Raw genomic sequence first — 14,145 nt, forward strand, 5'->3', positions numbered from 1 at the left:
CTCTGATGCTCCGGGCCTCAGTTTCGCTGTGGCGGACATCACCGACTGGCATCCTGCGGGGGACACGTTCGGCCCGACTCCCGACGGACGTGCTCCGGAGAGCCGCGCCCCCGACGTCGTCGTATCCAACGCTGCACTCCAATGGGTCCCCGGGCACCGCGCCCTGATGGCTGGTTGGTTGGATGAGTTGCACCCCGGAGCGTGGCTGGGCGTGCAGGTGCCCGGGAACTTCAACGCCCCCTCACACGTGATCATGCGCGAACTGGCAGCAAGTGCCCGGTGGCGCAAACAGCTCGACGGCGTGCTGCGCCACGGGGATGCGGTGGGGGAGCCAGCCGAGTATCAGGAGCTGTTCCTGCGGGCTGGCGTGCAGGCGGAAGTGTGGGAAACCACCTACCTGCACCTGCTGCAGGGCAAGGACCCCGTGCTTGACTGGGTGCGTGGCACCGGTCTGAGCCCTGTTCTGGCAGCGTTGGGGCCGGATGAGAGCGAACACTTTGAGAAGGAGTATGCAACCGTGCTCGCGCAGGCGTATCCGCCGGGTGGGCATGGCACAGTATTTCCATTTAGGCGCATTTTCATGGTGGGAGAGAAGCAATGAGTGAACTTCAGGAGTTTCCGCAGGACTGGCAGCGGGCGCTGGTGATTGTGGCGCACCCCGACGACCCCGAATACGGGCAGGGGGCCGCGGTTGCCGAATGGGTTGCCCAGGGGAAGGAGTTGCACTATTTGCTGGCAACCCATGGTGAGGCAGGCATTGCCGGACTGGCACCGGAGCTTTCCGGGCCGCTTCGTGCTGTGGAACAGCGGCGGGCGTGCGACCAGGTGGGTGTCAGTGAGTTGACCATGCTCCACTATCCCGATGGAAGAATTCAGGAAGGTCCTGGGCTGCGGCTGGATTTTGCCCGGCATATCCGCCGCGTCAAGCCGGACTTAGTGTTGACAATCAACCACCGGGATCACTGGGGGCCGGGACGTTGGAACAGCGCCGACCACCGGGCCGTGGGACGCACCGTCCTGGACGCCGTCTCCGACGCAGACAACGACTGGATCTTCCCCGAATTGCTGCAGGAAGGACTGCGCCGGCACAAGGTGCGGTGGGTTGCCATCAGTTCGCCGCAGCCGACGCACGCCCAAACCGTCAGCAGCGCCAGTATTGAAAAGGCGGTGGCCTCGCTCGCCGAACACAAGGAATACCTTCGGGCACTCAGCGACGAAGCCGTGGAAATTCAGGCCCGCAGGCACATCGAAATGGTCACGGACGGTGGTGCAGTGGCGTTTGAACTCTATGGCTGAAGAGGCCTAGCGGCGGCCCGGTTCCGCTCTCAGCGGTTGGGCACAGACATTGTCGGCAGGCAGGAGTAAATTGTTCTCAGCGGATGGTTGTCAATGCGAACTGATTATTCGCGCAAGTCATAGGAGGATGTGTGCTGTTCAAGCTTGTTGCCCGCAATCTGGCACCACACAAGGTGCCGTTGATTGCCATTGTGGTGCTGCAGTTCCTGTCAACGCTGGCAACGTTGTACCTGCCCACGCTCAACGCCGACATCATCGACGACGGCGTGGTCAAGGGCAACATCGGCCTGATCTGGAGCTTGGGCCAATGGATGCTGCTGATCACCGCCGGTCAGATCGTGTGCGCCATCACGGCCACGTATCTCAGTGCCCGGCTGGCCATGGGTGTGGGACGGCAGATCCGCCGCGACCTTTTCAATAAAGTCGAGACGTTTTCCTCCCAGGAAGTGGGCACCATCGGTGCCCCGTCATTGATTACCCGTACCACCAACGATGTCCAGCAAGTGCAGATGCTCACGTTGATGTCCTTCACCCTGATGGTGACAGCGCCCATTATGAGCATCGGCGGAGTCATCCTCGCCATGGCCCAGGACGTGCCACTGTCCGGCCTGCTGCTCGTCATCCTCCCGGTACTACTCGTCGCCATCGGGCTCATTGTGCGTGTCCTGGTCCCCACCTTCCGGAAGGTCCAGCGCCAGCTCGACGACATCAACGGCGTGCTGCGCGAGCAAATCACCGGCATCAGCGTCATCCGCGCCTTCGGCCGCCGGAACTACGAGGCCGACCGTTTCGCCACAGCCAACGGTGCCTTGACAGCGTCCCAACTGCGGGCCGGTCGACTTATGGCCCTGATGTTTCCCACCATCTTCTTCGTCGTCAACGTCACCAGCGTGGGCGTGCTGTGGTTCGGCGGGCAGCGGATCGACTCCGGTGCCATGCAGATCGGCGCCCTCACGGCGTTCCTGAGCTACATCATGCAAATACTCATGGCCGTCATGATGGCCATGTTCATGTTCATGATGATCCCGCGCGCCGCCGTCAGCGCTGAGCGCATCATGGAGGTCCTCACCACGGACTCCACCGTGGTGGACGCGCAGGACGCCGTGCACGTTGCCAAGCTCGACGGCGTGTTGCACGTCCGTGACGCAGCGTTCCGTTACCCCGGTGCCAAGGACCCCGTCCTTTCGGGTGTCACGTTCAGCGCGGGCCCCGGAACCACGACGGCGATCATCGGCTCCACCGGTAGCGGCAAGTCCACACTGGTGAACCTCATACCCCGTCTGTTGGATGCCACGACCGGGGACATCGAGCTGGGTGGATACAACATCAAGGCCGTCACCTTGGCAGGGCTGCGCGGTTCCATCGGGCTCGTGCCGCAAAAGGCGTATCTGTTCACCGGGACGGTGGCCAGCAACCTTCGCATGGGCAACCCCGACGCCACCGATGAACAGTTGTGGGAGGCCTTGGAGACGGCCCAAGCCGCAGATTTTGTGCGCCGCATGCCCGGGGAACTGCAGGCAACCATTGGACAAGGCGGTTCCAACGTCTCCGGCGGCCAGCGCCAGCGCCTGTGCATAGCCCGGGCCATCACGGCGCAGCCGTCGCTCTACTTGTTTGACGACAGCTTCTCCGCCCTCGACTACGCCACCGACGCCAAGCTGCGGGCCGCCCTGAAACCCGTAACCCGAGAGGCTGCCGTGCTTGTCGTGGCACAGCGTGTGGGCACCATCAAGGATGCCGACAATATCCTCGTGCTTGATGAAGGGCGTCTGGTGGGACAGGGAACCCACGAACAACTGCTCGAAACGTGCCCCACCTACCAAGAAATCGTCACCTCGCAACTCAGCGCAGAGGACTCGGACATCAGCGCAGAGGACCAGGAGAGCCCAGCATGAGCATGATGAGAGGACGCGGCGGTCCGCCACAAAAAAAGGCCATGAACTTTGGGCCCAGCCTTAAGCGAATCCTGCTGCTGATGGCCCCCGACAAGGTTCGCATCGCCGTCGTGTTGGTCATGGCCGCCATTTCGGTGGGCTTGTCAGTGGTGGCGCCCAAAATCCTGGGCAACGCCACGGACATCATCTTTGACGGTGTCGTGGGGAAAATGCTCCAGCAGTTCCCGGCTGGCACCACCAAGGACCAGGCTGTGGCAGCGCTGCGTGCCAGCGGCCAAGGTCAACTGGCGGACATGCTCTCAGCCATGAACGTGGTGCCAGGACAGGGCCTTGACTTATCGGCTCTCGGGGCAATCCTGCTGGTTGTGCTGGGCCTGTATGTGTGCGCCTTCTTCTTCAACTGGTCGCAGGGCTACATGACCACAGGCATAGTCCAACGTGCGATGTACCGCTTGCGGCAGGGCATTGAGGAAAAGCTCGACCGGCTGCCCATGTCCCACTTTCAAGAAGAATCCCGCGGTGACGTGCTGTCCCGCGTCACGAATGACATCGACAACTTCGGCCAAACCCTCAACCAGACCCTGACTCAGATCCTTATTGCCGTCCTGACCGTCGTTGGGGTGCTGGGCATGATGTTCTCCATCTCCCCGCTGTTGGCCGGCATCTCCCTGCTCACGCTGCCCATCGTGGCCCTGATCACGGTGCTCATTGCCAAGCGGTCACAGGTGCAATTTGCGGCACAGTGGAAAAGCACGGGCGACTTGAACGGCCATGTGGAGGAAATGTTCACCGGACACGAGATCGTGAAGGCCTTCGGCCAGCAGGAAGCAGCGATTGAAAAGTTTAAGGTTTCCAACGACTACCTGTATGAATCCAGTGCCAAGGCACAGTTCATTTCAGGGATCATCATGCCGAGCACCAACTTTGTGGCGAATCTGAACTACGTGGTGATTGCCGTGCTCGGCGGTATCCAGGTAGCCCAGGGCGTCATCACCATCGGCAGCGTTCAGGCGTTCATCCAGTACTCGCGCCAGTTCAGCCAGCCCATGGCCCAGCTGGCCAGCATGATCAACCTGCTCCAATCCGGTGTGGCGTCGGCCGAGCGGGTCTTTGAACTGCTCGATGCGCAGGAGCAGCGGCCCGACCACATTCCAGCTGCCCTCTTGGCAGAGCCTGCCGGACGCGTCGTGTTCGACCACGTCAACTTTGGCTACAAGCCGGACGAGCCGCTCATCAAGGACCTTTCCTTCGTCGCCGAGCCGGGTGAGACGGTGGCCATTGTCGGTCCCACCGGTGCTGGCAAGACCACGCTGGTGAACCTGCTCATGCGGTTCTACGAGATTGATTCCGGGACCATCACCGTCGACGGCGTCAACACGGCCAAGCTGACCCGCGAGGACCTGCGCAGCCAGTTCGGCATGGTCCTGCAGGATGCGTGGCTGTTTATCGGCACCATTCGGGCCAACCTGGCCTACGGGAAGCTGGATGCCACCGACGAGGAGATCCTGGCAGCGGCCAAGGCAACGCACGTGGAGCACTTTGTGCGCTCACTCCCGGATGGCTACGAGACCATCTTGACGGACGACGGCGGTGGGCTCAGCCAAGGGCAGCGCCAGCTCATGACCATTGCGCGCGCCTGGATCTCCAACCCTGGCATCCTCATCCTTGACGAGGCCACCAGCTCCGTTGACACCCGCACCGAAGTCATGATCCGCCAAGCCATGAATCGGCTGCGCGCCAACCGGACCAGCTTCGTCATCGCGCACCGGCTTTCCACGATCCGTGATGCGGATCTGATCCTTGTCATGGACCACGGTGAGATCATTGAACAAGGCAGTCATGAGGAACTGTTGGCACGCAAGGGTTTCTACTACGATCTGTACATGAGTCAATTCGGAGATCCCATGGTGGAGGAGGTGGCGCAGCGATGAACTCAATGGATGTACTCTTGCGACGCTGGCACCTTGACACGGCGTCAACTGTGCCGCCGTTCGAGCAAATCCGTCTGCGCATCCTTGATCTGGCATCCTCCGGTGGCCTAGCCGTGGGGAGCCGGCTACCGTCGGTGCGGGCGCTTGCGGCCGAACTCAGCGTGGCAGCGAACACCGTGGCCCGGGCATACCGAGAGCTGGAGCAAGCAGGCATTGTGGTGACCGCCGGGCGCAGCGGCACGGCCGTTGCCTCCGGGGGGGACAAGATGGCCGCCCAGGTGGCGGCTGCTGCGGACGTGTTCGCCGCCGTCGTGCGTGAAATGGGAGTGCCGCAGGCGCAGGCGCTGCGCATCGTCACGGCAGCGCTTGAGCACCGCTAAAATCTGAACAATACTTCGAACGAACTTTCGATTAGACTAAATCATGAATGCAATGCGCGGCGGACCGCCAGCCGTTACGCGGCCCTGCCGTGGACAGTGATGTGAAGGAAACAATGGCCCAGTCTTCAACCCCTGCAAGTGTGCAAAAGCGCCCCGACCTGTCGCGTCTGGTGGTCAAGGGGGCTCGTGAACACAACCTGCGCAACGTCGACCTCGACCTGCCGCGTGACGCCATGATCGTGTTCACCGGGCTTTCCGGTTCCGGAAAGTCCTCGCTGGCTTTCGACACGATCTTTGCCGAGGGTCAGCGCCGCTATGTGGAATCCCTCTCCGCCTATGCGCGCCAGTTCCTGGGCCAGGTGGACAAACCCGATGTGGACTTCATCGAGGGGCTGTCCCCGGCCGTCTCGATCGACCAGAAGTCGACGAGCAAGAACCCCCGTTCCACCGTGGGCACCATCACTGAAATCTATGACTACATGCGCCTGCTCTGGGCCCGGGTGGGCACACCGCACTGCCCCGTGTGCGGGGAGCCGATCGCGAAGCAGACACCGCAGCAAATCGTGGACCAGCTGTTGGAGATGGCCGACGGCACACGGTTTCAGATCCTGGCGCCGGTGGTGCGGGACCGCAAGGGAGAATTTGTTGAGCTGTTCAAGGAGCTCACCGCCAAGGGATATTCGCGTGCCCGGGTCGACGGCGAGCAGATCCAGCTCTCGGATCCGCCCAAGCTGAAGAAGACGTTCAAGCACACCATCGAGGTGGTGGTTGACCGCCTGGTGGTGAAGGATGGCATTCAGCAGCGCCTGACGGACTCCGTGGAAACTGCCTTGGGCCTGGCAGACGGCCGTGTCCTGGCTGACTTGGTCGACTTGGAGGAAGCGGACCCTGCACGTTTGCGGTCCTTCTCCGAGAATTTGGCCTGTCCCAATGAGCACCCGCTGGCCATCGATGAGATTGAGCCGCGTTCGTTCTCTTTCAACAACCCCTTTGGCGCCTGTACTGCGTGCAGCGGCATCGGCACGAAACTCGAAGTCGACGAGGAGCTTGTGGTCCCCAACCCGTTCCTGTCGCTGCGCGAAGGTGCCATTGCCCCGTGGTCGCTGGGCACCGCCACCACCGATTACTGGAACAGGCTCCTGGACGGACTGGCGGCGGACCTCGGTTTTGCGCTGGAGACGCCATGGAACAAGCTGGACTCCGATGCGCGCACCGCCATCCTGTACGGCAAGGACCACAAAGTGGTGGTGCAGTACAAGAACCGTTTTGGCCGCGAACGCAAGTACAGCACCGGCTTTGAGGGTGCCGTGCAGTACATCCAGCGTAAGCACACCGAAACGGAGTCGGACTCCGCCCGTGACCGCTACGAAGAGTACATGCGCCAGATTCCGTGCCCGTCCTGCGGCGGCGCACGCCTGAATCCTGCCTCGCTGTCAGTGCTGATCAACGACAAGTCGATCGCCGAAGTATGTGCGCTGTCCATGCGTGACTGCTTTGCGTTCCTATCCAACCTGGTACTGACCGGCCGTGAAGCCCAGATTGCCAGCCAGGTGTTGAAGGAAATCCAAGCCCGGCTGAAGTTCCTGCTGGACGTCGGTCTGGAATACCTGAACCTGGAACGTGCCTCCGCCACTCTCTCCGGCGGTGAAGCCCAGCGCATCCGCCTGGCCACACAGATTGGCTCCGGCCTGGTCGGCGTCCTCTACGTGCTGGACGAGCCGTCCATCGGCCTGCACCAACGCGACAACCGCAGGCTCATTGAAACGTTGACTCGCCTGCGCGATCTGGGCAACACGCTCATCGTCGTCGAGCATGACGAGGACACCATCAAGGAGGCCGACTGGATCGTGGACATCGGCCCCGGCGCCGGCGAGCACGGCGGGGAAGTGGTGCACTCCGGCTCCTTGGAGGGACTGCTGGCCAACACCCGCTCCCTGACAGGTGACTATCTATCAGGCCGCAGAAGCATTCCACTGCCAGCCAAGCGGCGCAAGTATGACAAAAAACGTGAACTCGTCGTGGTGGGCGCGAAGGAAAACAACCTGCTCAACCTTGACGTGAAGTTCCCGCTCGGTGTGTTCACTGCGGTCACGGGTGTCAGCGGCTCCGGCAAGTCAACGCTCGTCAACGAGATCCTGTACAAGGTCCTGGCCAACAAGCTCAACGGTGCCAAGCAGGTAGCCGGTCGGCACCTGCGCATTGACGGGCTGGAACACCTCGACAAGGTGGTCCACGTGGACCAAAGCCCCATTGGCCGCACCCCGCGTTCCAACCCGGCCACGTACACGGGCGTTTTCGACAACATCCGCAAGCTCTTTGCGGAGACGAACGAGTCCAAGATGCGCGGCTACCAGCCGGGCCGCTTCTCCTTCAACGTCAAGGGCGGGCGCTGCGAAGCGTGCACGGGCGACGGCACGTTGAAGATTGAAATGAACTTCCTGCCCGACGTGTACGTTCCCTGCGAGGTGTGCCACGGCGCGCGCTACAACCGTGAAACCCTCGAGGTGCACTACAAGGGCAAGTCCATTGCGGACGTGCTGAACATGCCGATCGAGGAGGGCGCGGAGTTCTTCGCCGCGTTCACCCCGATCGCCAGGCACCTGCGCACGCTGGTCGACGTCGGGCTTGGCTACGTGCGGCTGGGGCAGGCGTCCACCACGCTCTCCGGCGGCGAGGCGCAGCGCGTGAAGCTGGCTGCGGAACTGCAAAAACGTTCCAACGGACGCAGCATCTACGTTTTGGACGAGCCCACCACGGGCCTGCACTTTGAAGACATCCGCAAGCTGCTGCTCGTGCTGCAGGGGCTCGTGGACAAGGGAAACACCGTCATTGTCATTGAACACAACCTCGATGTGATCAAGAGTGCCGACTGGATTGTGGACCTCGGCCCCGACGGGGGCACTGGCGGCGGGCGCGTTGTGGCCACCGGCACGCCGGAGAAAGTGGCGAAAAGCACGGAAAGCTACACGGCGGAGTTCCTGCGCGAGGTCCTGGCGCCCTAGCCCCTTCCACTACGACGCACGAGTTGCCACTTATGGCGCCCAAGAACGTGTTTTGGGCACCACAAGTGGCATCTCGCGACGACTCGAGCCGACAGGGCAGCATTTAGGCGTTTGATGTCCGGCTAGTGTGCTGAAATATGTGCGCTGGGACATAGATGAGGCAAGCCGGTGCCCTATCGTGAGAAACTATGGACGTGACTACGCCCTCTCCAGCCATAAACAACACCGGTCGCCGCTCAGCCGTCATTTTTGATCTGGATGGCACGCTGGTGGACCCTGCAGGCGGCATTACCGGTGGGGTTGAACATGCCCTCCGCGCCATGAACATTCCGGTCCCGGACACAAACGTCCTGAACAGCCTGATCGGACCCAAGTTGGCTGACACCCTTATCCGCGTTGCCGGCGTGCCAGCGGCGCAGGTGCACGAAGTAATCGCTATCTACCGGCAGTGGTACCGCGAACGTGGCATGGCAATGTCACTGGTGTACCCGGGCGTCAGGGAACTGTTGGGGCAGTTGAAGAACGACGGCGTGGTGCTGGCTGTTGCCACGCAAAAGCCGGAGCCGCTCGCCAAGGTGCTTTTAGCCCACCACGGACTGGCCGACTACTTTTTTGTTATTCGCGGCTCCCATTCCAACGAGTCGCTCATGCCTGGGGATGACGGCTACCGCCCCGGCAAGAACGAGATCATTGCCGCAGCGTTGCAGGACCTGGTTGCGCACCCGAACGGAGTGGAGCATGCCGTCATGGTGGGGGACAGGAGTCAGGACGTGCAGGGGGCGCGCAGCAACGGGCTCGACTGCATTGGGGTCGCCTGGGGATTTGCCGGTGACGGTGAGTTGGCCGGGGCGGGTGTGAGCGTGCTTGTCCACAATGCCGGCGAACTGGAACTGGCACTGGCAACGCCCACGGCACCGCAGGCGGAGAAAATGCGCTCGAGCAGCACGTCAGGGAAATCAGGAGAGGCCCATCATGGAGCTGTATGACCTGACCCGGGTGTTGACGCGAGGCACCATTGCTGCGCTGTGCAGGCCTACCGTGGAGGGGTTGGAGAATGTGCCTGTGGAGGGTCCCTTCATTGTGGCGCCCAACCACTTGTCCTTCTTTGACTCGGTCATTGTGCAGGCACTGACCCCTCGCCCGGTGTCATTCTTTGCCAAGGCTGAGTACTTCACGGGCAAAGGCCTGAAGGGCAGGGCCATGAAGTCGTTCTTTGAGTCTGTGCACTCCATTCCCGTGGAACGCGGCGAGCAGGCGGCCAGTGTGCAGGCACTGAAAACCCTGTTGGAGATTCTGGGCCGTGATGAAGGGGTGGGCATCTATCCCGAAGGCACCAGATCGCGCGACGGCATCCTGTACCGGGGACGCACAGGAGTGGGCTGGCTGGCATTGACCACCGGAGCACCGGTGGTGCCCGTGGGCGTCATTGGCACGGAAAAGTTGCAGCCGGCCGGGAAAAAGACGTTCAGGCCGGCGAAGTTCACGCTGCGCTTTGGCAAGCCGCTCTACTTTGATAAAACCGGCCCGGACCATTCCCTGCCGGCACGCCGCCATGCTACCGACACCATCATGGACGCAATCGCGGAACTGTCCGGGCAGAAACGCAGCACGAAGTACAACCAGAGCCCCAGCATCGAGTAACCCATGGCAAATCCAGAAAGCTACAGGCCCAAACCGGGCGAAATTCCCACAGATCCCGGCGTCTACCGTTTCCGCGACGAGAACGGGCGCATCATCTACGTCGGCAAGGCCAAAAACCTCCGCTCGCGCCTGAACTCGTACTTTGCCAACCCCGCGACTTTGCTGCCTAAAACCCATGCCATGGTCCACCACGCGGCCAGCGTGCAGTGGACCATCGTGGGCAGCGAGCTTGAGGCGCTGCAACTCGAATACACGTGGATCAAGGAATTCACCCCCCGCTACAACTTGGCGTTCCGGGACGACAAAACGTACCCCTACCTCGCTGTTTCCATGGGGGAAAAGTTCCCGCGGGTCCAAGTCATGCGCGGGGAACGGCGCAAGGGCACAAAATACTTCGGCCCCTATACGGCTGGGGCCATCCGCGAAACCATGGACACGCTGCTGCGCGTGTTCCCCGTGCGTAGCTGCAGTCCGGGGGTGCTGCGCCGTGCCGAACGCAGCGGTCGCCCCTGCCTGTTGGGCTACATCGACAAGTGCGCGGCCCCGTGCGTGGGTCGCATCAGCATCGAGGACCACAAGGCACTGGCCCAGGACTTCTGCGATTTCATGAGCGGGGAGGCGAAACGCTTCATCGTGGACCTGGAAAAGCAAATGGCTGCCGCAGTGGCCGAACTCGACTACGAGTTGGCTGCCCGGCTGCGCGATGACATCATCGCCTTGCGCAAGGTCTTTGAACGCAACGCCGTGGTGTTGTCCGAGGACACGAATGTGGATATCTTCGCCATCGAACAAGATGAACTCGAAGCAGCGGTCCAAGTGTTTTACGTGCGCGGCGGGCGCATCAAGGGCCAGCGCGGCTGGGTGGTGGAAAAAGTGGAGGACGCCACGCCCGCCGAATTGTGGGAGCGCCTCATGCAGCAGGTCTACGGGGAGGAGGCAGCGCAGCCGGAGGCCATACCGCGGCAAATCCTTGTGCCCGAACTTCCCTCCAACCATGAGGAACTGGCTGTGTGGCTGGGTGGGCTGCGCCACGGCAAGGTGTCCATCAAGGTGCCCCAGCGCGGAGACAAGGCGGCGCTGATGGACACCGTCCAGGCCAATGCGCGCCAGGCCATGATTCTGCACAAATCACGACGCGCGGGCGACCTCACCACCCGTTCCCTCGCCCTGCAGGAGCTGCAGGAGGCCCTCGAACTGCCCATGCCACTGCTGCGCATTGAGTGTTATGACATCTCCCACGTGCAGGGCACCAATGTGGTGGCGTCGATGGTGGTGGTGGAAGACGGACTGTCCAAGAAGAGCGAGTACCGCAAGTTCGCCATTACCGGTGATGCCGCCATCGACGACACAGCCTCCATGCATGACGTGATCACCCGGCGCTTCAAGAACTACCTTGCGGAAAAAGCAGAACGTGCGCAACAGGTGTCAGTCAGTGGGGAAGTCGGTGCCGCTCAGCCGATGGGTGCGGGGGAGGCCGGGATGCTGCCCAAGTCAAAGTTTGCCTACCCGCCCAACCTGGTGGTGGTGGACGGCGGTGTGCCCCAGGTCAATGCTGCCGCCCGTGCCCTTGCCGAGCTGGGTATTGACGACGTCGCCGTGGTGGGCCTGGCCAAACGGCTGGAAGAAGTGTGGGTGCCCGGCAGCGACTTCCCTGTGATCCTGCCACGGTCGTCGGAAGGGTTGTACCTGCTTCAACGCATCCGTGACGAAGCGCACCGCTTTGCCATCACGTTCCACCGCGCTAAGCGTGGCAAGGCCATGACTGCCTCAATCCTTGACACCGTTCCAGGGATGGGTGCGGCCAAGCAGAAGAACCTGCTGACGCATTTTGGCTCGCTGAAGAAAATACGCTCGGCCAGTTTGGAAGAACTTGCGGAGGCGAAGGGTATTGGCCCAGTGCTGGCGCAAGCGATTTTTGACACCGTCAACGCGGCAGGAGCAGGTGCCGGCAGCGTCGAAGAAGCTGCTCCGGCAGTGAATATGACCACCGGCGAGATTCTTGACTAGGCTTGCAGGGTGGCAACGGCCAATAGCGCCCGCCACGCACAGGCAACCAACCGACAGGGAAGAGCAATGACCGAACAGCAAGACCCAACCGTCGAAGACGTGGAATTGACACCCGTGAAGCCTGTTGAATCGGAACTGCTGGTGGTCACGGGCATGTCCGGGGCCGGACGCAGTACTGCTGCCAACGCGCTGGAGGACCACGGCTGGTACGTCATTGAGAACCTGCCCCCGCAGATGCTGGGCACCTTGTCGGAGCTCGTGGCACGGATGCCGGCAGCGCTGCCCAAGCTCGCCGTTGTCGTCGATGTTCGCGGCAAGGCGCTCTTTGCCGACATCCGTGACTCCCTCAACGCGCTTTCCGCAGCTGGGGTGGCCTACCGGGTGCTGTTCCTGGATGCCAGCGACGACACCCTGGTCCGCCGGTTTGAACAAGGCCGCCGCCCGCACCCGCTCCAAAAGGATGGCCGCATCCTTGACGGCATTGCGGCCGAAAGGTTGCTGCTGGCGGATATGAAGTCGCAGGCGGAAATCGTGCTTGACACCTCCGTCATGAACGTCCACCAGCTCGGCACGGCAGTCACTGAGCTGTTCTCCGAATCAGGCCCCGTGGTGTTGTCCCTGACGGTGATGAGCTTTGGTTTCAAGTACGGTCTGCCGGTGGATGCCAACTATGTTGCGGACGTGCGCTTCATCCCCAACCCGCACTGGATTCCCCAGCTGCGCCCGCTGACCGGTCAGGATGAGGCGGTCAGCAACTTCGTGCTCAAGGACAATGGGGCTGCGGACTTCGTTGACCGCTATGTCCACGCCCTGGAACCGGTGCTTGAGGGCTACCGCCGCGAAAACAAGCACTACGCCACGATCGCCGTAGGTTGCACCGGCGGAAAGCATCGCTCGGTGGCAGTCGCCATTGAGCTGGCAAAACGCCTGAGCCAGCTGCCGCGTGTGACCACCAGCATCCGGCACCGCGATCTGGGCCGGGAGTAGGCGTGTACACGGGAATCCTGCCGATCATCCCCGCGGCGAGCAAACTGCCAAGCCCCGACGCCGGTGTGCGCGTTGCCGCACTCGGAGGCGGGCACGGACTGTCCGCATCCCTGTCCGCGCTGCGTCTGCTGACAGGGAACATCACTGCCGTTGTCACTGTCGCGGACGACGGCGGCTCCTCCGGGCGCCTGCGCGAAGAGTTGGGTGTCCTTCCGCCGGGAGACTTGCGGATGGCCCTGGCCGCGCTGTGTGATGACACCGACTGGGGCCGCACGTGGCGTGACGTCATGCAGCACCGCTTCAGTTCCAAGGAAGGCGTCACCGGGTCGCTGGACAACCACGCTCTCGGGAACCTGCTCATCGTCACCCTGTGGGAGCTGCTGGGAGACACCGTGGCAGGCCTGCGCTGGGCTGGTGCCCTCTTGGGCGCGCGCGGGGAGGTGCTGCCGATGGCCAGCGTCCCGCTGACCATCGAAGGGCACGTGCGCGGCAACGGGACACCGGGGCAGCTGATCCGCGGCCAGTCACTGCTGGCCAAAGCTGGCGAAGTGGAAAACGTGCAGCTAGTGCCACAGGATGCCCCGGCTTGCACCGAAGCCGTTGCGGCCATACGCAACGCCGACTGGGTGGTGCTGGGACCAGGTTCCTGGTACACCTCGGTGCTGCCGCACCTGCTGCTGCCGACCATGCGTGAGGCGTTGTGCAGCACCAGTGCCAAACGCCTGCTCACCATGAACCTGGACGTCAATGATGCCGAGGCGGTGGGCATGAACGCAGCCGACCATTTGCATGTGATCTCACGCTACGCCCCCAACTTCAGTGTCGACGTTGTGCTGGCCGACCCGCATTCGGTGGGAGACCTGGTCGAGTTTAAGGAAGCAGCCGCCATGATCGGGGCAGAGGTTGTCTTTGCCCAGGTGGGAAGTTCCACCGGCACGGCCGTCCACGACCCGCTGCGTCTGGCAGCTGCATACCGCGATATTTTTGGGGAACACTAATGCTCGTG

At 62.3% G+C, this 14,145-nt stretch carries 10 protein-coding genes and 1 pseudogene; all 11 read left to right on the top strand.

What is annotated here, in order from left to right; genetic code table 11:
- Positions 1–601 (top strand): annotated as a pseudogene (locus Q4P21_RS03950) (trans-aconitate 2-methyltransferase); the annotation flags it as partial.
- Positions 598–1,296 carry a PIG-L deacetylase family protein gene (locus Q4P21_RS03955; protein WP_303387543.1) on the top strand — a complete coding sequence of 233 codons (699 nt, stop codon included), beginning with the start codon at positions 598–600 and terminating at the stop codon, positions 1,294–1,296. The pseudogene Q4P21_RS03950 and the gene Q4P21_RS03955, both read left to right, overlap by 4 nt.
- A gap of 131 nt (positions 1,297–1,427) precedes the next feature.
- Positions 1,428–3,191: an ABC transporter ATP-binding protein gene (locus tag Q4P21_RS03960; protein ID WP_303387544.1), complete on the top strand. Its 1,764-nt coding sequence runs from the start codon at positions 1,428–1,430 to the stop codon at positions 3,189–3,191.
- Entirely contained in the window at positions 3,188–5,122 is a 1,935-nt protein-coding gene (locus Q4P21_RS03965) for an ABC transporter ATP-binding protein (protein ID WP_303387545.1), read from the top strand. Before Q4P21_RS03960 ends, Q4P21_RS03965 begins: the two co-directional genes overlap by 4 nt.
- On the top strand, positions 5,119–5,502 hold the full coding sequence (locus tag Q4P21_RS03970; protein ID WP_303387546.1) for a GntR family transcriptional regulator: 384 nt from the start codon (positions 5,119–5,121) through the stop codon (positions 5,500–5,502). The genes Q4P21_RS03965 and Q4P21_RS03970 overlap by 4 nt, the downstream gene beginning before the upstream one ends.
- A 113-nt stretch (positions 5,503–5,615) precedes the next feature.
- Positions 5,616–8,504 (top strand): excinuclease ABC subunit UvrA, encoded by a 2,889-nt coding sequence (gene uvrA / locus Q4P21_RS03975; RefSeq protein WP_303387547.1) that lies wholly within the window; start codon positions 5,616–5,618, stop codon positions 8,502–8,504.
- 194 nt (positions 8,505–8,698) lie between these two features.
- Positions 8,699–9,490, top strand: a complete 792-nt coding sequence (locus Q4P21_RS03980; RefSeq protein ID WP_303387548.1) for an HAD hydrolase-like protein — start codon at positions 8,699–8,701, stop codon at positions 9,488–9,490.
- On the top strand, positions 9,477–10,145 hold the full coding sequence (locus Q4P21_RS03985; protein WP_303387549.1) for a 1-acyl-sn-glycerol-3-phosphate acyltransferase: 669 nt from the start codon (positions 9,477–9,479) through the stop codon (positions 10,143–10,145). Before Q4P21_RS03980 ends, Q4P21_RS03985 begins: the two co-directional genes overlap by 14 nt.
- Positions 10,146–10,148: 3 nt before the next feature.
- Complete coding sequence (uvrC, locus tag Q4P21_RS03990) at positions 10,149–12,152, top strand: excinuclease ABC subunit UvrC (protein ID WP_303387550.1); 2,004 nt, start codon at positions 10,149–10,151, stop codon at positions 12,150–12,152.
- A gap of 66 nt (positions 12,153–12,218) precedes the next feature.
- Positions 12,219–13,139: an RNase adapter RapZ gene (gene rapZ / locus Q4P21_RS03995; protein WP_303387551.1), complete on the top strand. Its 921-nt coding sequence runs from the start codon at positions 12,219–12,221 to the stop codon at positions 13,137–13,139.
- 17 nt (positions 13,140–13,156) lie between these two features.
- A complete protein-coding gene (gene yvcK / locus Q4P21_RS04000; RefSeq protein ID WP_303387573.1) occupies positions 13,157–14,137 on the top strand; it encodes a uridine diphosphate-N-acetylglucosamine-binding protein YvcK in 981 nt (326 codons plus the stop codon).
- Positions 14,138–14,145: the final 8 nt, after the last annotated feature.

The organism is Arthrobacter sp. (genome assembly GCF_030540645.1).
In the GTDB taxonomy this organism is placed as follows: domain Bacteria; phylum Actinomycetota; class Actinomycetes; order Actinomycetales; family Micrococcaceae; genus Specibacter.